This is a genomic window from Pseudomonas sp. 382 (assembly GCF_002759075.1).
GTDB classification, from domain to species: Bacteria; Pseudomonadota; Gammaproteobacteria; order Pseudomonadales; family Pseudomonadaceae; genus Aquipseudomonas; species Aquipseudomonas vlassakiae.
Genome location: NZ_PEMX01000008.1, coordinates 38,894 through 60,725, shown reverse-complemented (window position 1 = coordinate 60,725; position 21,832 = coordinate 38,894). Strand labels below are relative to the sequence as shown.

Genomic DNA, 21,832 nt, shown 5'->3' with positions numbered 1-21,832 from the left:
CCAATACTCACTATTATTATCATCGTCGAGAAAAGCGCTCACTCAACGGTACGGCTCCACTGTTTTGTCCATTCAGCACGTTTACGGTTAACGGTGTCCCAGTCTATCGGCACCAGCTGCGCAAGCTTCTCTTCGCCATAAGGGACCTCTTCGGCCAAACCCTCTTCGAGCTTGGCTTGCCGGTTGACGGGGCCGAAGCCCTCGGTGGCGAACTTGGCCTGCACACTGGGAGACGCCAGGTATTGAATCAGCGCTTGAGATTTTTCTGCGAGCTTATTCCCGGAAACTACACAGGCCGAAGCAATAATGGCGGGTGTGCCTTCTTTTGGATAAACAAACTCGATAGGAAAGCCTGTTTTTTTCAACGCCACGGCACGGTTGCTACCCCAGACAGCAATATCGATATCGTTGCTCTGGAACATCTGCGCTAATTGGGCATTCGAAGAGGTCCACGCCAATACATTGGGCGCGACATTTTCACGAACGGCTTTGAAGCCTGGGTCCATATCATGCTCACCGCCACCGTTGATGCGGGAGAACATGATCAAGGTATTTAGGCCGAACGTACCGGAGATAGGGTTGGAGGCGACGCGCTTGGCATATTTGGGGTCCGCGATGTCGGACCACGATGTGGGCGCCGCCCAACCATTCTTGGCGAAGACTGCTTTATTGTAGGCAATGCCCGTCGCCACCAGCCCGATACCGACCGCCTTACCCTTGAAGTTCGAGGCTGCGGCGATATCGTAGATGTCCTGATACACCGGCGACTGCGCCAAGTTATCGCACAGGCCAAATTGCACGGCGTAATGCATGGGGCCGTCGTCAAACAAGGCAACGTTGATTTGCTGACTGGCTCGCTGCGCTTGCAATTTGGCAAGGTTTTCACTCGAGCTGCCCGGCACATAAACGACGTTGACATCATGCTTGGCTTCGAACTCGGGAAGGATGACCGTTTCAAAGGTCTTTTGAAAGTCGCCGGAATACCCTGCGAAATAGAGCGTGTCTTGCGCATACGCGCCGCTGCTAAGCGTAATGGCGCTGGCCAATGCAAAGGTGTTGATTTTTTTCATGTCAGCTTCCCCTCCTCACGCGAGTTAACGAGGCAGTGGTCCGCCTCTGTTTTGACTCAATTGGGTAACATCAGTCGGCAGAAGCCCAGCTTCAATGCACGGACTATAATTGTTGTCTTCCAGGAGACGCTTAGCGCCCCAGTTCCGGCTGAACACAACGTTAAGGGGAGCAGCGGTGGACAAGCAAATAGAATATCGCCTTGGCCTATGCACTGGTGATATACCCCCCCTCCCGGGAGCAATCCCTACGCCGGCGCTTTACACCCGAGGCTCTCGAGTTCGCGGGCCAGCACGTCTTTGACGGTCGTCACGAAGTCTGAAATCAACCGATCGTTCGCGCGCTCTTTGGGGTAGATGATGTACCCCTGATGTTTTACGGTGGGCAGAAAAGGCCGCGTCACCATGCCCGAATGGCGGTAATCCAATGAGGCGAGCGGGTTCACGATCGATAGGCCTAGCCCCTGCATGACCAGCGAACAGGTGATTGAACTGTAAGAGGTCTCTAGGCGAATGTGCCGGTCAATACCGGCGTTTTCAAAATGGGTGTCGACCAGTGAGTAGCCATGTTCGGTGCGGGGCAGCGAGATGAAAGGCTCATTCGCCAGGTCCTGGGGGGTTATCACGTCCTTGCGTGCGAGCCGATGGTCTGCAGGCATCACGCAGACGGCGTCTACCTCATACAGGTGCTCATAGGCCAGGCCATAGTTGTTATTGACCTGGGAGACCAAGCCGACATCACAGGTTTGATCTTCAACCCAGCGTGCCACTGTCGTTGCGTGGCCGGTATGGATGGACACGCTGACTTCGGGCAGATTTTGACAAAACTGCTGCATCACCCTGGGCACCAGGCCCAGCGCAAGCATCTGTACTGCGGCGACCGTCAGCGCGCCACCGCTGAACCGCTTGATCCGCTTGGCGGCTTCGTCCAGATGGTGCAGCCCCGCAAAGCTTCGTTGTACCTCCTTAAAGAAGGACCGGGCGTCACTGGTGGGCACCAGTCGCCCTGGCAATCGCTCGAAAAGTTTCAAGCCGGTTTTTTGTTCAAGCAGCGCAATCGCTCTGCTCACATTAGGTTGTGAGGTGTGCAGCGTCTGCGCGGCCGCAGTGGTTGAGCCCGACAACATGACGGCCCTGAACGCCTCAATTTCAGAGAACCTCATCATGGAAAAGTCTCCAATATCGCTTTCTCCACAGCGCCAATATTCAGCTTGCCGGTATGCCGAATCAGTGTTTCAGCCTCTCTCAAAGCAATCACCCCCAATGCAGGACTCGCGCAGCGCTGCGTTAAACGCTTAATGTACCCCAGGTCCATCATCACACGGCGACGGGATGCTCCTTCGCTGCGCCAGGCTCGACGATGGCGGCGCTCAGTCTTGCAGCAACCCTGCGCGTCGGCGATTCGTCGTAATTATCACCTGTTAGTCGCAGCTTACGCCTGTGGTCTTCCTCGGCGCCAAACGCGGCCTCAATCATGATGAGGTGCGCCATCACTTCATCGATGCCGTCAGAAAGAAACGCACGGACCAGGAAGTGTTCGACAGGAGTTGAGAAAAGCTCCGACGCTTGGGGGCTAGCTACACGCAGCAGCTCCCACCTGGCTTCCAGTGCCTGCCGCACATCCTCGGCGGTTGCCCAAGTTCGCAGCCACATAGGGCGTTCGGCTTCCTCCCACTCGTCGTGGTCCACTTGGAAGGAGCACGGCTCCCACGTCAGCCGCTCAGGGTGGGGCGGCGGGTGCGGGAAAGCGCACAGGTCATCGTCGAGGGTATAGACCCAAGGCAGCCGGAAACCCCGCCAGTCCACTTCGGTCATCTCGGCCCAGTCTTCCCATGGCGCCAGTAGCAGGAAAAACAGTGCACGTTCTACCGCAGCGGGGAAGCGCCCGCTGTGGGGAACAATCTCGCCCAGATCCTTTCCGATGGGGAAATCCAGCCAGGAGAACTGGCGATTGCCCGATTCGCTGCGAACAGATACGTCCTCCTCTACGACCATCCAATGAAACTCGGACAGGCGCTGAGCGTCCAGCTGCATGTCTGGATAGCAGCGCTCTAAGCGGGGCGCATTGAACAAAACCTCAAGTTCGGTATCGGCGAATCGACCCATCCGGGCATTGCCAAACTGGAAGGACGGGAGCTCATCGGCCATATCGAGCGGGCAGAGGTAACGCCGCTTAGTGGTGGTACGTTGAAACTCATGAGCCAACAGGCCAGCCACCTTAGCCATGTCTGGCATGGACGGGTTAGACAGATGAGGGGTGCTGCATGGCAGCCCCAGCGACCTAAGCGCATTGCCGATGGAGACCTCCAGCCCGAAGGTGGATTTTCCGCTGTAGTAGCGTTTGGTGAGCAACTCCTTCAGTGCGACCAACTCGCGGCTGCTCCAGAGATTCTGCGAGCCAGGTGGCGGGATGTCCCACAGCGCTTGAAGGGCAGCGACAAGAGATTTATCTGCGGACATGAGTGGCTCGACCCTCCCTGGAATATCTGTTCAAATGGTCCCTGATGGAGATTACCTTAATGGTACAGTGCAATCAGCTGCTACTTTTTTGGGGCTACATGGGCGCTGCAAGCGTTGCTAAATAGATGGCTCCAGCCCTATGCATGAGAAAAGAAACTTCAGGAAGAAGCGATGATTTGTATTGAATGCGTCACTCCGGAACCTCTCAAGAAGCTGTTCGATGCGCACGGGCAGGAAGCTGGCTGCAAGTATTGCCAGCGCCGTGGCAACGCAATTGAATCCCAGATTCTATTTGAATACGTCTATGCCCGGGTCCGTGAGAATACTGCCCGTAAGGAGAATCTCTCGGACTACGAGATTGGCATGTTGTATGGGGCTAGGGTTGAGCTATTCCCAATTGCAGAAATAGATATTGTTCTCTCAGAATGGTTTGATCTCGGCAACGAACCATATTTCGACGATTTGTGTAGCGGTGTTCCAGACGAATTCAATCTAGATGACGCCGGCGACACTACGCACTTTTATGGCGAAGACGACGCGATGGAAGTAAACCTCTACGAGGGTCCTTGGAACCAGTTCGTTGAGGGTGTGCAATACACGCACCGGTTCTTCAACGCGAATGCCGGAAGATTTCTCGACTCGATTTTCTCCCTGCTGGTCGCCGATAACGAGCGCCTTAAGTCTGAAGCTATACGGACCATGGCCAATGGCGACTTGATGTACCGTGCGCGCCTTGCTAAAGGTTTCAGCGATGCGGAGAAGATAATTAATGATCCCGCAGGCCAATTCGGCCCTACTCCGACATTCCTTGCAAGCAGTCAAAGGATGACGCCGAACGGTATCTCTGCTCTGTACTGCGCGCTGGAGCGAGAGACCTGCCTGAGCGAAATACGCTCCATCACCGGGGACCATGTGGTGAGTACGGCGCTGACTCCAGTCGCCGAGCTGAAGCTCCTTGACCTCACAGCTCTAGAACAGCTTGAACCTCCGGATCTGTCGCTCCTGGACGTAGGGTTTCGTGAGACGGTACACCGCATGAATCGCCCCTGGTTTCCTAGACACTCTCCAAGCTCAGGAAATAGCGTTTCTCATACTCTATTGGAAACAGCTGCATAGCACTGCTGTGTCGGCGTTTAGGGTTATAGAACATTTCGATGTAATCGAAAATATCACTTCGGGCTTCTTCACGGGTTGTGTAGATCTTTCGTCGGATGCGCTCCCGCTTCAAAAGTTGGAAAAAGCTCTCGGCTACGGCATTGTCGTGGCAGTTTCCCCGCCGACTCATGCTGCTGATTACATTGTTAGCCTTCAAGCAGCTTTGCCAATCTGAGCTACTGAACTGACTACCTTGATCTGAGTGAATCATCACTTGCTGCTGTGGCTTGCGTCGCCACACAGCCATCAACATTGCGTCGATAGCCAGGTCGCTGCACATCCTTGGCTTCATTGACCAACCAATTACTTGGCGTGAGAACAGATCCAGCACTACCGCTAGATAGAGCCATCCTTCATAGGTGCGGATGTAAGTGATATCTGTCACCCAGACCTTGTTCGGCTCACTGACCTTGAACTGCCGCGCGAGGTGGTTGGGCGAGGCCACTGTTGGTTTTCCACCGTAAAACCCTGGACGCCGCCGATAGCCCGTTTGCGAACGTAGCCCCTCCGCCTGCATCAAGCGCCCGACTCGATTTCGTCCGCATTCCTCTCCCAGCTCACGTAGGTCATCGTGAATTTTGCGGTAGCCGTATACACCTCCGCTTTCTAGCCAAGCGTGCTTGATCAAGCCAAGCAGACGTTGATCTTCTTTTGCTCGGGCAGATTGAGGCTCGGCCAGCCAGGCGTAGTAGCCGCTGGGGTGCACCTTGAGGGTTTGGCAAAGGCGCCGCACCGGGTAATCAGTCGAGTGCTTCTTGATGAAGGCGTACTTCAGCCGCACTCCTTGGCAAAGTACGCGGCGGCCTTTTTTAAGATGTCTCGCTCTTCAGTCACGCGCTTGAGTTCAGCGCGTAGCTTGCGCAATTCGGCCTGCTGATCGTCGTCTTGCTGACGCTGCTCTTGGGGCTTGGTGTAGACCTTGATCCAGGCGTAAAGGCTATGTACGGACATGCCCAGGCGCTGGGCGACATCGGCGACGGGTTTGCCTTTCTCGGTCACTTGCTTGACCGCTTCGATCTTGAACTCTTCGGGGTAACGCTGACGACTCATGGCACCTCCTATTTGGGCCTCATTATGAGGCTTGGAGGTGTCTACGAAACCAGGGGCGATTCAAAGGGCTATCTCTGCACGATGGAGTTTGAGCGACGCTACGCGAGCAGTAGCTATCAGCACTAATCCCGGCCTGTCTCTGCCGATTGTGGCTCGTTACGTCATTGGTTTCGCTTCTGAAATGCGACCATTCGACTCGAAAAAATCTCAACCACACATTATCGCGATGACATAAGCACCAAGGAGGTTAGCCCCATGTCATTGCAGTGCCCTCGCTGTCACTCCCCAAAAATCGCTTCCTTCCATCACGCCATGAGAGTCGGCGCCGCCGTCGGCACCCTTGGCGGTATTGCACGTAGCGTCAGCGCAGCCCTGGGAGGTGGCCAAGCTGGCGCAGCTATCGGCGCGTTCGCCGGACCTGTCGGTATCACCCTAGGTTCCGTGTCTGGTGCCATTCTCGCCGGCCTGGCCGGCGGCGTAGGCGGGTGTGCGCTAGGCGCCCAGCTTGGCGAGTCGCTCGACCGCCACGTCCTGGCCCACAATCTCTGTCTGCTCTGCGGTCATCGCTTCAACCTGCCAGTCTGATCCGGCCCTTTCTCTCCTCTCATTTCAATCGTCCGGTCGGTGCTGCGCCTGGCGCGGCGCTTTATGCCGGCCTGCACCCAAAGGAATCGCTCACATGGCACATCTCGTCGAAACCATGGCCTACGCTGGCGCTACTCCGTGGCATGGCCTGGGCAATCAGCTCACTCAGAAACAACCCATCGAAGTCTGGCAGCGTGAAGCCGGGATGGACTGGCAGATCCTCGAAAGTCCCGTGCATTTCAAATCAGAGGTCACGGGCCATCTGGGCGCAATTCACTCCTTCCCCGAACAGAAGGTGCTGTTCCGTTCGGACACCAAAAACCCGCTGTCGGTGGTCTCGCAGCGCTACCACACCGTGCAGCCTCGGGAAGTGCTCGAGTTTTACCGGGACCTCACCGAGGTATCCGGCTACGAGCTGGAAACCGCTGGCGTGCTCAAGGGCGGGCGCAAGTTCTGGGCGCTGGCGCGTACCGGGCAAGGCGCTGCGATCAAGGGTAATGATCAGGTCAACGGCTATCTGCTGCTCGCGACATCCTGCGACGGCACCCTGGCCACCACTGCCACACCCACCACTGTGCGCGTGGTGTGCAACAACACCCTGACCATCGCCCTGGACGGCACCAGCCGCGCGATCAAGGTGCCGCACAACACCCGCTTCGATCCGCAAGCAGTGAAGAAACAGCTCGGTATCGCCGTATCCCAGTGGGATGACTTCATGTACCGCATGCGCGCGCTGGCCGAACGCAAGGTGCAGTGGCATGAGGCTTTGGGATTCTTTATGGGCGTGCTGTGCGAGACCAGCCCGACCGGCGCCCTACCGGAGGTACTGCCCAACGAGCGTGCGCTACGCAAAGCCCAGGAGCTGTACGAAGGCCGTGGTCGCGGTAGCCAGCTGGACTCTGCACGTGGCACAGCTTGGGGCCTACTCAACGCCGTGACCGAGTACGTCGACCACGAACGTCGTGCCCGCAGCAACGAGTACCGCATGGACTCGGCCTGGTTCGGCCAGGGGGCACAGATCAAGCAACGCGCTCTGGATGCCGCGCTACAGCTCGCCGCTTAGCCCTCACTTACTTCAACCCTCGCGCCCGGTCAGCCTTGTGCTGGTCGGGCGTTTTCATGTCTGCAGGTGAATACCATGAAAGCAACGTCATTGAACGGCAGCTCCCGCAAAGCCCGCCCGGCCCTGCGCCTGGTCAGCACCAAGGAGCTTCCGCGCGAGGACTGGCTGCAGATCCGTAAACAAGGCATCGGCAGTTCGGATGCCGCGGCTGCCGTGGGACTGAATCCCTACAAATCGCAGCTCGAACTGTGGCTGGAGAAGACCGGCCGCGACACTGCGCTGCCTAAGGGCGATACCCAGGATGAGGAAAGCCCGATGTATTGGGGCAACGTCCTGGAACCCATCGTGGCCTGGCACTACAGCAAGCGCACCAAGAACAAGGTCCGCCGCATTAACGCCGTGCTACAGCATCCGGATCCGGAGCTGCCCTGGATGCTGGCCAACATCGACCGTGAGGTAATCGGTGCCGACGATGTGCAGATCCTCGAATGCAAGACCGCCGGCATAAACGGGGCACGTCTCTGGAAGGAAGGCATCCCCGAGTATGTCGAGCTTCAGGTGATGCACCAGCTCGCCGTCACTGGCAAGCAGGCTGCGGATGTAGCCGTGCTGCTTGGTGGCCAGACGCTGGAGATCCACCGCATTGAGCGGGACGAGCAGATGATTGCTCGCCTGATCGAGCTGGAGTGCAAGTTCTGGCGCTACGTGGAGACCGACACACCACCGCCAGCCGACGGGACGGCATCCGCGGAGGCAGCGCTACGCTGCCTGTATCCGGAGGACAACGGTCAGGTAGTCAACTTCAGCAGCCATGCTGGGCTGACTGCCGCCTATATCGAACTGAAGGCCCTGCGGCAGTCGATGGCCGACAAGGAAAAGCGCGAGGCCGAGCTCAAGCAGATGCTGCAGCAGGCCATGGGCGACGCCAGTCGCGCGGAGTTCTCCAGCGGCTACGTCAGTTGGCGCAAGGCCAAGGACAACATCGGTTTCGATGTCGCGCAACTGCTCAAGGACAAGCCGTACCTGCAGGCCAAGTATCCGTTGCTGAAGCCCGGTGCGCGGCGCTTCCTGGTCGGCTGATTTCCTCCTCCATCACCCCTTCCCCCTTGGCCAGTCCATGCAGTTCGCGCTGCGTGGCTGGCCTTTTTCATTTCCAGGAGCACCACCATGTTGAAAGGTCTCGCACTCATCCCTCCCGCACTCGGTCGCATCTCCATTGGCAAGGTCGTCGAGAAAAACGGTAAGCGTCTTCCGGAGAAGGATGACCAGTTCACCATCACGTCCCAAGTGCAGGGCCGGGATGGCTGGCTGTTGCACCCGCTCAACGATGAACTGCGTCAGGGCAAGGACGACAAGCTGCGTAGCATCCCGGTACGTCTGCTGTTCAACGAACCGGAATTGAACTTTCGCGCCGACTACACCCTGTTCGACCGGCAGTCGGGACGGCCACTGTGCGTCGGTAATGGCGAAACCTGCAAGCGCGTCACTCAGGACGGTATGCAATCGCTGCCCTGCCCTTCGCCGGATGCCTGCCCGCTGGCCAAGGGTAATGCCTGCAGGCCCTATGGCCGGCTGAACGTGGTCATTGGCGAGGAGGATCCGCTGGGCACCTTCGTGTTCCGCACCACCGGCTTCAACAGCATCCGCACCCTGGCAGCCCGGCTACATTACTTCCAGGCCATTTCCGGCAATCGCTTGGCCTGCCTGCCGCTGGAGCTGCGCCTACGCGGCAAGTCGACGCGCCAGAGCCACGGCACCCCGATCTTCTACGTCGACCTCACGGTACGCAACGGCATGGGCATGGCTGAAGCTCTGCAGCAGGCGGGCGAGCTCGCGGCGCAACGGCAAACCGCCGGCTTCGATCAAGGGGCGCTGGATGAGGCAGCCCGCCGGGGCTTCGGCAATGGCGCCTTTGAGGACAGCGAAGAAGACAGTCACGCTGTGATCGAGGAGTTCTTCACCGCCCCAGAGCCAGCCAGCTCGACCGCCCCCGTTGATTCACAGGCGGCGCCCAAATTCCTCGCAGACAAACTGGAAGCCCTCGCCTCACAGCCCCACTGAATCCCACCTGCCTGCGCTGCCGTCATCGGCCAGGCAGGTTTTCTTGGAGACTCACTATGCTTCTACTTCGATTTCTACTCCACCTGCTCATCTTCATCGGCGCGCTCGCGGCCGCTGCTACGGTGGTGCTGAGCATCTTGCTCATGCTGCGCTTCCCGCCGCTGCTGCTCGCCGTGGTCCTGGCCTGCTGGATGCTGAATCGCCTGCTCAGATTGCTCTGCCCACGCCCGGGCAATCCCTGCTGAAAACCCCCAGCGACAACCGCCAACCAGTCATCACCAGCGGCTGTGCATTCGGCCGTTATTACCACGAGGAACCATGATCAGATGCTTAATCTGCGAGTCCAAGGCCATTCTGACGCGGGACGTTGCCAAGGGCATCGCCCTGCTGGTCAGCCTGGCCGACAGTGCATTGCAGGGGGCTCAGGAGGCGGACACAGATACCCCAACCCTGGGGTCGCCAAATATCACTTCGGAGGGTTCAGGTATTTGTGCCTGCGCTGTGGATCGCTGTTCGATGAGCCGGGTACAGAGGAGGCGTCCGAGCCCGCCATGTAGTCGCCATGATTCAGCGCTCAGTCCTGGCCGAGCCGGGCAACCAGGCGCTCCACCATGTCCATGACAAGCTCACGGTCTGCCGCTGTCAGCCGGGAAAGAAGGTCATGGAGCCTGCGGGCCTGGTCCTCCGGGCGGGAGCTCCCTCGGTCAGCAGGTCGGCTGTTTCGCAGTTGAAGATAGTTGCCAGCTCGACCAGACGCTCATGATGATTCTTGGGAGGACCGACCTTAACAATCGCTTAGCTTGCAATCAATGAGCCTGGCGTACAGGTGTGTTTCAGCCATGCGGCTGGACAAACGCAACGCGCCATGCTGAAGCCCGGCTTCAGCATGGCGCGGGTCACACCCGGGCGGTCAACGTTTGCCAATGCTAGCCAGGTAATCCAGGCAGCTGTCGACGGTTTCCACGTCGGCGAACTTGGCATCAATGTCAAACAGGTTCCAGGCCACCGCGCCCGGTACCCGGTCGCCGATGCACTCTTTCACGGCGATGGTGCGGAAGCCTTCGGCCAGGCCGTCGCACAGGGTGGTACGCACGCAAGCCGAGGCCGTCACGCCGGTCACCAGGATGGTGTCGACCCCTGCCGAGCGCAGGTACCCGGCCAGCGAGGTGCCGCTGAACGAACTGGCGCGCTTCTTCACCAGCACGAACTCGCCATCGACTGGCGCGATGCGCGAGTCGATCGCCCAGAGGTTCTCATCGGCCTGGTTGACCACGTCCACCGGGATCTTGTTGTGCCACTGGCCCATGTCGGTGTTGGGGTCATGGCGGTCGGTGTTCTGGTAGCAGGTGGTGACGTGGACGATCGGGAAGTGGTTGGCACGGAACACCTTCATCAGGCGCTGCACGCCGGGGATGATTTCGTCGTCGATCTTTTCGCAGGTGAACGGGTTGCCTGGGCGGGTCCAGGCGTTGGCCAGGTCGACGTTGATCAGCGCCGGGCGCTTGCCGAAGCCGATACGGCGCTGGAAGCCACGCTCCTTGTAGAGCTTGGTCGATTCTTCGAAGGCGCGTTCGAGCATGGTCATCAGGTCTTGCGACATAGTGAATCTCCCCAGTGGGTCGTTGTGAGCGGTTCGGCAAGGAAGGTTTGCCTTGACCTGGAACTCACGATAATCTCGGCCACTGATGACATCCAATTCATTGTTGGCGAGCATTGATACCAAAATGAGCATTAATATCCGCTTTGATCTCAAGCAGATAAAAGCCTTCGTCCGCGTCGCGCAACTGCTGCATTTCAAGCGCGCCGCCGATGCCCTGTTCATCACCCAGCCGGCTTTGAGCCGCCTGATCAAGGCGCTGGAAAGCGAGCTGGGGGCGGAGTTGTTCATGCGCACCACGCGCCATGTGGCGCTGACCGAGGCCGGTCGGCTGTTCTTGCAGGAATGCCAGCAGGTGTTCCGCCATATCGAACGCGGTATCGACCTGGCGCGTAGCGCCGCGGCGGGGGACATCGGCCACCTGACCGTGGCCTACAACGACTTCGCCATCAACGGCGCGCTGCCGGGCATTCTCGAGCGCTTCAAGGACCTGCACCCGGATGTGACCGTGGAGTTGCTGTACATGCCCTCTCACGAGCAGTACAAGGCGATCCGCGATAGCCTGATCGACGTGGGGTTCCTGCTGGGGCCAATGACCGAGCCGGACATCGCCTCATTGCCGGTGAACCAGGAACGCATGGTGGCAATTCTGCCGTCACGGCACCCGCTGGCCGGACAGGCCACTTTGCGCATCGAACAGTTGCGCGACGAGCGCTTCATCTTCGGTGCGCCCAGTGGCTGGAGCCTGTTCCGCGACCAGGCGTTTCAGCTGTGCCAGCGCGCCGGTTTCAGCCCGAACATTCACCAGGAGGCCACCACCAGCATCGGTATCCTCGGGCTGGTGGCGGCCAACATGGGGGTGTCGCTGTATTCGGAATGCGCCTACCGGATCCAGCGCGAAGGCGTGGTCATCGTGCCGCTGCAGGACGAGCATGCCCAGGTGCAGACCATCGCCGCGTGGAACGAGGAATACCAGAGCCCTACCGCCGCGCGTTTCAAAGCCCTACTAGGGCACCGAGCTGCGGAGCTTCACGCCTGATCTGATGGCGTAAGGCCGAAGCGATCGGTACTGGCATCGTAGCGCCAGTCGTGGCCGACACTGCTGGCCAGCCACTGCGCGCCATTGCCGGTGAGCTCTTGCTGGGGATAGCGCCGAACGATCCAGAACTTCATCAGCATGGCATGGATCACCAAACCGCTGACGAAACCGACTACAAATGCCCAGTCACCGGAACAGTACGCCAACACGCTGGCCGCAGCCCACGCTAACAAGCCGGCAGGGTTGAAACCGCGCCAATAGTGGAATTGCCCTTGCAGCTCATACAACTGCGGCACGTTCAACCGGCGTCGCCGAATCAGGTAATAGTCAGCCACCATGATCCCGCCAATTGCCGAGAGGAACGATCCATACGAAAACAGGAAGGCGAACAGGTTATCGAGGATGGCCCACGGCATCGAAAGTGTACCGATGACTCCCGCGATCATCACTGCAGTCGGGTATCTGACTCGTGGTGCTCCAGCATTGACGAAGGTCAGCGCCGCCGGGATCAGGTTGGCTGCAGTATTGGTCGACCACTGTGCCAGCACCACCAGGACCATCAGCACGACCAGGCTCAGCCCGGTGCTCTGGGCCTGGATGACATTGATTGGATTCCAGTCTCCGGCGGCGACGAAAGATGCCGCGCCAATGACCGCGATCCAGGTCTGAGTCAGCGGTAATGCGACCAGTTGAGCAAGAAAGATATGCCGGTTACGAGACAGGAACCCCCGAGCATTGACTGGTGTCCGCACGTAACGGGTGATATTGGGAATGTCGATGGCCAAGGTCGACCAGAAAGCCACGTTAGCCAGGAACAGGGTAATGATGGTCAGCTGCTTGTCGCCGACGAACGTCCAGATATTGACCCCTTTGGTGACTGCCAGCACATCGAGGGTCAGGTACATCCAAACCGAGATGGCAATGATCGCCGGCGCTGCGATGGACGAGAGAAACTCTACCGCCTTGATACCCAGCGCGGTATTGATGATTTGCACCACTGCGAAGATCACATACCACAAGGCCCAGTTGTCGAACCCGGTCAAGTACTCGACGATACCGCTCAGGGCCAGGGCGCCGAGGTAGGTCTGGATACCGAACCAGATCGCCGCGACCAGGCCGCGAAACAATGACGGAATGTGTGTGCCATGCACGCCGAACGGCGCTCGCAAATACACCGCGAAAGACAAACCATGTTCGGTACCGATGTCCGCGGTCAGGGTCATCAGTAGCGCCAGGACGATGTTGGCCAGCAGAATGATCGCTACGACCTGTGGCAGCGGCAGGCCGGCAACACCCGTAGCACCCAGCTGGAAGGTGGCGATCATGAACGCGATACCGATCCAGATCCAGGTGAAACCCAGGGTACCGATCGAGCGATGTCGTCGTTGTACCGGAAGAATCGACGGTTCCAACAGGTTGTGACGGGAGACGGCCGGAGTCGGTGAGACAGAAGTCAATTCGGGGCTGTTCATCGAAGCACCTGTGCATGAATGGAAGGCGCAACCTACCTGCCATGGCGATGGCCGCAGGCTCTTGGGGAAAGGAACGAACGTGGGCAACGGCCTTTGCTGGCGAATAGCAACCCAGCAAAGGCTGCGGCGGGCAGACCTGTGGTCAGCCCTGCAGTTGCTGGCGCCGGGCGCGGGTGGCCTCGATGTCCAGGCGCACCTGCTCGTCGAGCACCACTCCGTACACCTCAAAGGCCTGTTCGAGGCTGCAGAAGTCATCCAGCACGTCTTCGCGCACCTGCTCGGCACTGCGTTCTAGCGGGTTGCCATAGCCACCGCCACAGGGCGAGTAGTAGGCCATCACATCCCCCGCCTTGGACGCGTACCCGGAGAACTTCGACGGCATCGACACCACCTGCCCGGGGCTGGCGACATTGTAGATCTCGGTCTTGCCTACCACCCCGTCGCAGCCACCGAACACCCCCCAGGGCACATCGAAATGCCGTTCGCTTTCGTGGGTGATGAAGCCCGCCGTGAGCACCCGCTGGGCCTTTACCACACCGATGCCACCGCGGTACTTGCCAGCGCCTGGCTGCACATCGTCACGCAGCTCGTAGCGGTCGCAGATCATCGGCAGGTGCATCCCCAGGTCTTCGATGGGGTTGTTGCGGGTGTTGGCCATCAGGTTGTCGATGGCATCGGGCCCGTCGGATTTCGGCCGCCCGCCGTATGCCCCTTCGTTGACTTCGAGGAATACCCAATAGTCGCCATCGGCCTTCACCCCGGAATAGGCAGCGAAGGAGATCGACGCCGAGCTGCCGGCGATCACCCGCTCCGGCAGCACCGGGGCCAGGGCCTTGATGATGAGATCGATCATCCGGTTGCACTGGGTGAAGCGCGCCTCGGCAGCGGCTGGGAACACTGGGTTGAAAATCGTGCCCAGCGGCGCCACGACGCTGATCGGGCGGAACGACCCCTCGTTGGACGGCACCGGGCTGGGCAGCGTGGCAGCGTCGAGCAGCAGCTTGCGGAAGGCGGCGTAGGCGGCCACCTTGCACGAACCTTCGAACGGCACGTTATAGGCGGTTTCGGTTTGCAACGCCGAACCGGTCAGGTCCACCTCCAGGGCATCACCGCTCACTTTTACCGTGACCACCACCGGCAGGCGCCGCTCGCGGTTGCGGCCGTCGTCGTCGAGGAAGCCTTCGGCGCGGTAGTCGCCATCGGGAATCTGCGCGATCTGCTGGCGCATGATGGTTTCGGCGTAGTCGATCAACTGGTTGATCGCGGTAAAGCTGAAGTCCTTGCCGTAGCGGGTCAGTAGTTCCTTGAAGCGCCGGGCGCCCAGCTGCGCCGAGGCCACCTGGGCTTCGATGTCGCGAATCAGCTGGTCGGATGCACGGCTGTTGTAACGGAACATCTGCACCAGCGCTTCGTTGCGCACACCGCGCTCATAGAGCTTGAGCCCGGCCATCAGCATGCCTTCGGCGTACACGTCGCCTACGTCGATGATCAACCCCGGCGTAGCTGCGCCGATGTCGATGTGGTGCGCGGTGTTGCCGGAAAAGCCCACCAGCTCGCCTTCATGGAAAATCGGCACGATCACCGCCAGGTCCGGGCTGTGGCTGGAGCCGTGATAGGGATGGTTGTGCACCACCACATCGCCCTCGTGCCAGGCGCCACCTTGCAGGGTGGCCTCGATGCCGCGCAGGTAGGCCGGGATCGAGCCGATGTGCATCGGCGTGGATTCGGACTCGCAGATGGTCTGGTAGCGGGTGTCGAACAGCCCGGCGCCCATGTCCTGGGACTCGCGGATGATCGATGAGAACGACATGCGGTACAGCACGTGGCCCATCTCTTCGGCGATGGTCTTCAAGGCGCCGCTGATGACTTGCAGGGTGATCGGATCGACCGGTTGCGTATTCATGGCTGTGTCCTCTGGCGTTACTGGCGGGAGATGATCAGGTTGCCGTGGGCGCTCACCCTGGCCACCCAACCCGGCGGCACCAGCGAGGTGGAGTCGTGCTGCATGAGCATGGCCGGGCCTTCGATGTACTGGCCGGCGTGCAGCTTGCTGCGGTCATAGCGTGGCGTGGGCAGGCACTGGCCATCGTCGAACCAGGTGTCGCGCTCGTAAAGGAAGGCCTGGCCGGTGTCGCTGTCGACCGCCGCCGGCAGCGGCTGCCAGGCCAGCTTCTCGGACTGGGAATGGCCGATGACACGCAGGCTGACGACTTCCACCGGGGCATCGGCGTAGCAATAGCCGTAGTCCTGCTCATGCACTTGGTGGAAATGCGCCATGACCTGGGCAATGGCCTGGTGGTCCACCCTGCCGCCAGGGATCAGGGCACGCAACTCGAAGCCCTGACCGTCGTAGCGGCATTCGGCGATGCGGGTCAGCTGCATGCAGGCATCGTCCACGCCATCGTTGCGCAGTTGTTGCCGAACATTGGCTTCCAGTTCCTGCAAGGCGCTTTCGAGCCGATTCAATTGCGTGTCGTCGATGGTATTCAGGGTGCACAGCAACGAGCGCAGGGCCTCGTACTGCAGGTCGGTGGTCAGCAGGCCTGCGGCGGCGGTGATGCCCGGCGCTGGCGGGATGAGCACCGACTTGGCATTGACCTCATCGGCCAGCGCCGGACCATGCACCGGCCCTGCCCCGCCGAACGGCATCAGCACGAAATCGCGGGGGTCGATACCACGGGCCACCGAGTTGGAACGAATGGCCAGGGCCATGTTGTTGTTGACCACCCGCAGGATGCCCAGGGCCGCCCGGTGCACGCTAAGGCCCAACGGCTTGGCGATCTTCGCCTCGATGGCCTGGAACGACAGCGCCGGGTCGATCTTCAGGTCGCCGCCCAGCATCTGGTCCGGGTCCAGACGGCCCAACACGATGTTGGCGTCGGTCACGGTGGGCTCCTCGCCACCGCGGCCGTAACAGGCCGGGCCGGGGTTGGAACCGGCCGAGCGTGGGCCGACCTGGAAGCCACCGGCCGGGTCGATGAAGGCCACCGATCCGCCACCGGCACCGATGGTGATCAGGTCGATCATCGGCACCAGCACCGGGTGCCCGGACACGTAGGAGTCGCGCGGGTTCATCACCTTGATCTGGCCATCGACCAAGGTCGAGATGTCCGCCGAGGTACCACCAATGTCGACGGTGATGATGTTGCGCTCACCGTCGAGCCCAGCGAAGTAATGCCCGCCCATCACGCCACCGGCGGGGCCGGACATGAGGATGTTCACCGGCCGCTCGCAGCAGCTTTCAACGGTGGCCACACCGCCGTTGGACTGCATGATGCGCAGGTCGGCCTGGATGCCGTTTTCACGCAGCTGGCTGGCCAGGTGGGTCAGGTAGTGGGCGGTGCGCGGTCCGACGTAGGCGTTCATGGCCGTGGTGGAAAAGCGCTCGTACTCGCGCATCACGTCCACCACATCGGTGGAGCAGCAGACGAACGCCTCGGGCATCACCTTCTGCACGATGGCCTTGGCGCGCAGCTCATGGGAGCGGTCGAGGAAGGCGTACATGAAGCCGATGATTACGGCCTGCACGCCACGGGCCTTGAGCAACTGCGCGGCCTCGCGGACTTCCTGCTCGTCCAGCGGCGTCTCGACCTGGCCATGGGGCGGTAGGATGCGCTCGTTGATGGCGATGCGGTTACGCCGACGCACCAGCGGTGTGCTCTGCCATGGCACATCGAACTGCAGCGAGAAGTTGTAGGGCCGTTTGTGCCGGCCAATGTGCAGAATGTCGCGGAAGCCCCTGGTGGTGAGCATGCCCACCTCGGCGCCATTGTGTTCGATGGAAATGTTGGTCGCCACCGTAGTGCCATGGACGATCAGGTCCACTTCTTCGGCGCCGATTCCGGCCTTGGCACACAGCTCGAGAATCCCGCGCATCACAGCGATGGACTGGTCTTCGAGGGTGGTGGGGACCTTGTGGGAAAAGATCCGCCGGCCGATGGAGTCGCGCTCCGTGGTTTCCAGGATCAGGTCTGTGTTGGTACCGCCGACATCTACGCCTATACGGGCCATTCTGCGTCACTCCTGGTGATCGCGAATGCACTCGGCAACTGCGCCGCCGAGCCGATTCGCACGTGGGTCTTATGGTTGTTGTTGAGGTGCGGGGGCCCCAAGCGGGGCCTGTTTTTTTTATGCCAAGGGGTTGGCGGGTTGATCGGCGGCGTGGCTCAAGGGGCGCCCCGCCGTCTCCGGCAACGACAGCCCGCCCGCCAGGGCGAACAGGGCGATACCGGCCAGGTAATAGGCCGGCGACAGCGGGTCACCGCTGCGCTCGATCAGCCAGGTGGCGATCAGCGGCGCGGTACCGCCGAACAGCGTGTAGGCCATGTTGTAGGTGATGGCCGAGGCGGTGTAGCGACTGCGGGTGGGGAACACTTCCGACAACAGCACGGCCGTGACCACACCGCACAGCACCGCGCCGATGGCCAACAGGAATGCCCCCGCCAATGCTGGGTAGAACAACCCGGAGCGCGCCAGCAGAAACGCCGGGTAAATGGTCAGCACCAGCCAGGCGGCAGCCGTGACCATGGTCGGGCGCCGGCCAACGCGGTCGGAAAAGCGTCCGGCAAAGGGGCAGCAGGCTGCGGCGAACAGCAAGGTCAGCAAAGAGATCAACAGCGCTGTGGGCTGCGGCTGGCCGCCTTGCAGTTGCAGGTAGGTCACGAAGTAGGTGGTGCACATGTAGAACGACAGCGCGGTCAGCGAGATGAACGCCGCCAGGCAGCACATCGCCCCGCCCTGCTCGCGCAATGTCTGGCCCAGCGGTGCATGCACGGCACGCTCGGCGCTAGCCAGCGCCTTGAACGCCGGCGTCTCGTCCAGGCGCCAGCGCAGGTACAGGCCCACCAGCCCGAGGGGCGCGGCGATCAGAAAGGGCAGGCGCCAACCGAAGGTTGCCATCTGCTCGGCTGTCAGCCAGCGGTTCAGGGCATAGGTGACGATGGCGGCGGCCGCGAACGAGGCGAAGGTCGACACCAGCGCGGCACTGCCATAGCGGGCGCGCTGCCCGGCCGGGGCGTGCTCGATGAGGTAAATGCAGGCACCGGCGTATTCGCCACCGGCGGAAAAACCCTGCACACAGCGGATCAGCGTCAACAGCAACGGGGCGGCCAGGCCGATGCTGGCATAGGTCGGCAGCAGCCCGATCAGGGTGGTGGCTGCGGCCATCAGCAGGATCGTGATCGACAACACCCGGCGCCGCCCGAAATGGTCCCCCAGCATGCCGAACACCAGCCCGCCGAGCGGGCGGAAAGCAAAGGCAACGGCGAACACGGCAAAGGTCTTGAGCAGCGCCGTGGTGCTGTCACCCGAGGGGAAGAACAACTGGGCGATGGTGGTCGCCAGAAAACCATACAGGGCAAAGTCGAACCACTCGACGAAGTTGCCGATGGACGCGGCCCAGACCACGCGTTTCAATTGCTCCGGCGCGACCGGCTGCTGCGACGTACCCGACATATCCACCTCACTGTCTGTTGGAGAACAAGCGATTGGCAGTTCGAAACCTTCACGCAGCGAGTGGGCTGCAGGCGCAGCCCTCAAGCTCAGTCCGGGCGGGCCTCTGGTGGGCCGTCACCGTCAATGTGCGCCCTGCGCCTCCAGCCCCCGACGGCTGAACACCAGCGAGGCATTGGCCCCGCCGAAACCGAAGCTGTTGGACATCACGCAATTCACCTGCTGCCCTTCGCGCACGCTGCGTACCAAGGGCAGCCCCTCGACCTGCGGGTCGAGCTGTTCGATGTTGTGCGAAGCCGCCATGAAACCGTGGCGCATCATCAGCAACGCATAGATCGCCTCGTGCACCCCGGCCGCCCCCAGCGCGTGCCCGCTCAGCGACTTGGTCGAGCTGAACGGCGGCAGTTCACCGTCGAAGGCAGCCAGTGCCGCCTGCAGTTCCACCAGGTCGCCGGCCTGGGTGCTGGTGCCATGGGTATTGAGGTAATCCACCGGTTCGGCGCAACTGGCCAGGGCCATCTGCATGGCGCGCAGTGCGCCGTCGCCGCTGGGGGAAACCATGTCCTGGCCATCGGAGGCAGTGCCATAGCCGATCACTTCGGCGAGGATGGTCGCCCCGCGCGCCTGGGCATGCTCCAGCGCCTCCAGCACCAGCACCCCTGCCCCGCCGCTGATAACGAAGCCATCACGGGCCACGTCATAAGGGCGGCTGGCAGTGGCCGGCCGGTCGTTGTAGCCGGTGGAAAACGCGCCCATGGCGTCGAACATGCAGCTCTGGCTGAAGTGCTCGGCTTCGGCACCGCCAGCAAACACCACATCCTGTTTGCCGAACTGGATCTGCTCGAAGGCGTGGCCGATGCAATGGGCGCTGGTGGCGCAGGCCGAGGCGATGGAATAGTTGAGGCCCTTGATGCCGAAGAAACTGGCCAGGCACGCTGAGACCGTACTGGTCATGGTACGGGGTACACGGTACGGCCCCACCTTGCGTACGCCCTGGCTGTGCAGCAGCTGGTTGGCCTCGACGATGTCTTCGCTGGAGCCGCCACCCGAGCCCATCACGCAGCCGGTGCGGGTGTCGGCCACCTGCTCGGGCGTCAGCCGTGCATCGGCGATGGCATCGGCCATGGCCAGGTAGCCATAGGCTGCGGCATCGCCCATGAAGCGCCGGTGGCGCCGGTCGATGCGCTGAAAGTCGACCTCCAGCCGGCCGCTGACATGGCTGCGCAGCCCCGCTTGCGCATAGGCCAGGTTGAAGGCGATTCCCGAGCGCCCCTGGCGCAATGCCTGGAGGACCTGCGCAGGGCTGTTGCCCAGACATGAGACGATGCCCATGCCGGTCACGACCACGCGGCGTAGCCCGATTGTCTGCTTCGATAACATGCACTGACTCCACAGGTTCAGAACTGTCCGGGCAACCTGGCTGGGTTGCCATGGACTCGAGTCTAAGGGGCGGCTTTGATTCTGATAATTCGTATTTCGTTAGCCATTGATACCGAATTTGGCATCAGTAATTATCCTGCGCCCATGGCAAAGCACCCCGCCCGGCCAAAGCCGGCGGGGCATGATGAATGCCGTTGCTAGAGGGTGGCGTCAGGCAAAGCGTTCGACCTGCGCCGACGTGCGGCGCATCAACACCTTGCCGTTGCGCACCGAAACCAGTGCGTGGCCCTGGCTGCGGACCATCTCGTAATCATCCGGCGCCGACAGCAGCAGCAAGTTGGCCGGCCGCCCGACCTCGATGCCATAACGCTCCCCAAGGTTGAGGGTGCGGGCACTGTTGTCGGTGATCAGATCCAGGCTGCGTTGCAGGTCTTCGTAGCCGAGCATGTGGCAGATGTGCAGCCCGGCTTCGAGAATGCGCAGGATGTTGCCGTTGCCCAGCGGGTACCACGGGTCGACGATGGAGTCCTGGCCGAAGCACACGTTCATCCCGGCGCGGTCGATCTCGGCCACGCGGGTCAGCCCGCGGCGCTTGGGGTAAGTGTCGAAGCGCCCTTGCAGGTGAATGCTCTCGGTCGGGCACGAGATGAAGTTGATGCCCGACATTTTCAGCAGGCGGAACAGCTTGTAGCAGTAAGCGTTGTCATAAGAGCCCATGGCCGTGGTGTGGCTCGCCGTGACCCGAGCGCCCATGCCACGTACCCGGGCCTCTTCGGCCAGCACCTCGAGGAAGCGCGACTGTGGGTCGTCGGTTTCGTCACAGTGCACGTCCACCAGGCAACCGGTGCGCTCAGCCAGCTCCATCAGGAACTTCACCGACGACACACCCTGATCGCGAGTGTTCTCGAAATGCGGAATGCCACCGACCACATCGGCGCCCATGGCCACCGCTTCGGTCATCAGGGCCCGGCCATTGGCGAACGACTCGATGCCCTCCTGGGGGAAGGCGACGATTTGCAGGTCAACCAGGTGGCGTACTTCCTCGCGCACCTCGACCATGGCCTTGAGCGCGGTGAGCTTGGGGTCGGTCACATCCACATGGGTTCGCACGTGCTGAATGCCATGGTCCACCAGCATGTCGATGGTCTTCTTCGAGCGCTGCTTGATGTCGTCGTGGGTGGTGATTTCCTTGCGCTCGGCCCAGCGTTCGATGCCTTCGAACAAGGTGCCGCTCATGTTCCACTTCGGCTCGCCGGCGGTGAGGGTGGCGTCCAGGTGAATGTGCGGCTCGACGAAGGGCGCCACCACCAGGTTCTGTTGGGCGTCCAGGTCGTCGGGGTTGGCCAGCACCGCCACATCGGCCTGGGGCTCGATGGCGGCGATACGGTCGCCGTTCAGTTCGATACGAAACAGGCCCGACTTGCCACGCAGACGGGCGTTGATGATGTTCAT

Annotated in this window: 18 protein-coding genes and 1 pseudogene; 7 read left to right on the top strand and 12 right to left on the bottom strand. The window is 61.0% G+C overall.

From position 1 onward, the window contains the following. Nucleotides 1-38 precede the first annotated feature (38 nt). The 3 genes from CQW31_RS11595 to CQW31_RS11585 form a co-directional block, all read right to left on the bottom strand. The gene (locus CQW31_RS11595) at nucleotides 39-1,070 is read right to left on the bottom strand and encodes an ABC transporter substrate-binding protein (protein ID WP_009681611.1); all 1,032 of its coding nucleotides are present in this window, start codon (nucleotides 1,068-1,070) and stop codon (nucleotides 39-41) included. Nucleotides 1,071-1,315: 245 nt separating this feature from the next. Continuing rightward, nucleotides 1,316-2,233 carry a LysR substrate-binding domain-containing protein gene (locus tag CQW31_RS11590; RefSeq protein ID WP_009681612.1) on the bottom strand — a complete coding sequence of 306 codons (918 nt, stop codon included), beginning with the start codon at nucleotides 2,231-2,233 and terminating at the stop codon, nucleotides 1,316-1,318. Between the two features lie 151 nt (nucleotides 2,234-2,384). After that, nucleotides 2,385-3,527, bottom strand: coding sequence for a hypothetical protein (locus CQW31_RS11585; protein WP_099814508.1), 1,143 nt, complete (start codon nucleotides 3,525-3,527; stop codon nucleotides 2,385-2,387). Between the two features lie 171 nt (nucleotides 3,528-3,698). On the opposite strand from CQW31_RS11585, the gene CQW31_RS11580 reads away from it, so the two are divergent. Continuing rightward, complete coding sequence (locus CQW31_RS11580) at nucleotides 3,699-4,643, top strand: RES family NAD+ phosphorylase (RefSeq protein ID WP_225317930.1); 945 nt, start codon at nucleotides 3,699-3,701, stop codon at nucleotides 4,641-4,643. On the opposite strand, the gene CQW31_RS11575 is transcribed toward CQW31_RS11580, so the two are convergent. Further along, nucleotides 4,582-5,732 (bottom strand): IS3 family transposase gene (locus CQW31_RS11575; RefSeq protein WP_099814507.1). Its coding sequence is split into 2 segments (ribosomal slippage): nucleotides 4,582-5,498 and nucleotides 5,498-5,732, totalling 1,152 coding nucleotides; the frame shifts between segments, so codons are not numbered across the junction. The two genes, CQW31_RS11580 and CQW31_RS11575, sit on opposite strands and share 62 nt — an antisense overlap. Nucleotides 5,733-5,987: 255 nt before the next feature. On the opposite strand from CQW31_RS11575, the gene CQW31_RS11570 reads away from it, so the two are divergent. The 5 genes from CQW31_RS11570 (at nucleotide 5,988) to CQW31_RS11550 (ending at nucleotide 9,686) form a co-directional block, all read left to right on the top strand. Then, nucleotides 5,988-6,317 (top strand): hypothetical protein, encoded by a 330-nt coding sequence (locus CQW31_RS11570; protein WP_009681987.1) that lies wholly within the window; start codon nucleotides 5,988-5,990, stop codon nucleotides 6,315-6,317. Between the two features lie 94 nt (nucleotides 6,318-6,411). Continuing rightward, the gene (locus CQW31_RS11565) at nucleotides 6,412-7,380 is read left to right on the top strand and encodes a DUF932 domain-containing protein (RefSeq protein ID WP_099814506.1); all 969 of its coding nucleotides are present in this window, start codon (nucleotides 6,412-6,414) and stop codon (nucleotides 7,378-7,380) included. Between the two features lie 75 nt (nucleotides 7,381-7,455). Further along, nucleotides 7,456-8,460, top strand: a complete 1,005-nt coding sequence (locus CQW31_RS11560; protein WP_034023887.1) for a YqaJ viral recombinase family protein — start codon at nucleotides 7,456-7,458, stop codon at nucleotides 8,458-8,460. Nucleotides 8,461-8,547: 87 nt separating this feature from the next. Then, the gene (locus tag CQW31_RS11555) at nucleotides 8,548-9,441 is read left to right on the top strand and encodes a hypothetical protein (protein ID WP_009683520.1); all 894 of its coding nucleotides are present in this window, start codon (nucleotides 8,548-8,550) and stop codon (nucleotides 9,439-9,441) included. Nucleotides 9,442-9,497: 56 nt separating this feature from the next. Next, nucleotides 9,498-9,686, top strand: a complete 189-nt coding sequence (locus tag CQW31_RS11550; protein WP_009683519.1) for a hypothetical protein — start codon at nucleotides 9,498-9,500, stop codon at nucleotides 9,684-9,686. 329 nt (nucleotides 9,687-10,015) lie between these two features. On the opposite strand, the pseudogene CQW31_RS32135 reads toward CQW31_RS11550, so the two are convergent. Next, nucleotides 10,016-10,200: pseudogene (locus tag CQW31_RS32135) on the bottom strand (transcriptional regulator); the annotation flags it as partial. A gap of 151 nt (nucleotides 10,201-10,351) precedes the next feature. Further along, nucleotides 10,352-11,041 (bottom strand): isochorismatase family protein, encoded by a 690-nt coding sequence (locus CQW31_RS11535; protein ID WP_009683518.1) that lies wholly within the window; start codon nucleotides 11,039-11,041, stop codon nucleotides 10,352-10,354. A 124-nt stretch (nucleotides 11,042-11,165) separates the two neighbouring features. On the opposite strand from CQW31_RS11535, the gene CQW31_RS11530 reads away from it, so the two are divergent. Then, the gene (locus tag CQW31_RS11530) at nucleotides 11,166-12,077 is read left to right on the top strand and encodes a LysR family transcriptional regulator (RefSeq protein WP_052161962.1); all 912 of its coding nucleotides are present in this window, start codon (nucleotides 11,166-11,168) and stop codon (nucleotides 12,075-12,077) included. Here CQW31_RS11530 and CQW31_RS11525 read toward each other — a convergent pair. The 6 genes from CQW31_RS11525 to codA form a co-directional block, all read right to left on the bottom strand. Further along, nucleotides 12,068-13,549, bottom strand: a complete 1,482-nt coding sequence (locus CQW31_RS11525) for an NCS1 family transporter (protein ID WP_023101486.1) — start codon at nucleotides 13,547-13,549, stop codon at nucleotides 12,068-12,070. The two genes, CQW31_RS11530 and CQW31_RS11525, sit on opposite strands and share 10 nt — an antisense overlap. A gap of 142 nt (nucleotides 13,550-13,691) precedes the next feature. Next, nucleotides 13,692-15,452, bottom strand: a complete 1,761-nt coding sequence (locus CQW31_RS11520) for a hydantoinase B/oxoprolinase family protein (protein ID WP_009683515.1) — start codon at nucleotides 15,450-15,452, stop codon at nucleotides 13,692-13,694. A 17-nt stretch (nucleotides 15,453-15,469) separates the two neighbouring features. After that, on the bottom strand, nucleotides 15,470-17,560 hold the full coding sequence (locus tag CQW31_RS11515; RefSeq protein WP_023101487.1) for a hydantoinase/oxoprolinase family protein: 2,091 nt from the start codon (nucleotides 17,558-17,560) through the stop codon (nucleotides 15,470-15,472). Nucleotides 17,561-17,677: 117 nt separating this feature from the next. Then, nucleotides 17,678-19,003 carry an MFS transporter gene (locus tag CQW31_RS11510; RefSeq protein ID WP_009683512.1) on the bottom strand — a complete coding sequence of 442 codons (1,326 nt, stop codon included), beginning with the start codon at nucleotides 19,001-19,003 and terminating at the stop codon, nucleotides 17,678-17,680. 120 nt (nucleotides 19,004-19,123) lie between these two features. Continuing rightward, nucleotides 19,124-20,380 (bottom strand): beta-ketoacyl synthase N-terminal-like domain-containing protein, encoded by a 1,257-nt coding sequence (locus CQW31_RS11505; RefSeq protein WP_009683511.1) that lies wholly within the window; start codon nucleotides 20,378-20,380, stop codon nucleotides 19,124-19,126. 210 nt (nucleotides 20,381-20,590) lie between these two features. Beyond that, nucleotides 20,591-21,832 (bottom strand): cytosine deaminase, encoded by a 1,242-nt coding sequence (gene codA, locus CQW31_RS11500; protein ID WP_023101488.1) that lies wholly within the window; start codon nucleotides 21,830-21,832, stop codon nucleotides 20,591-20,593.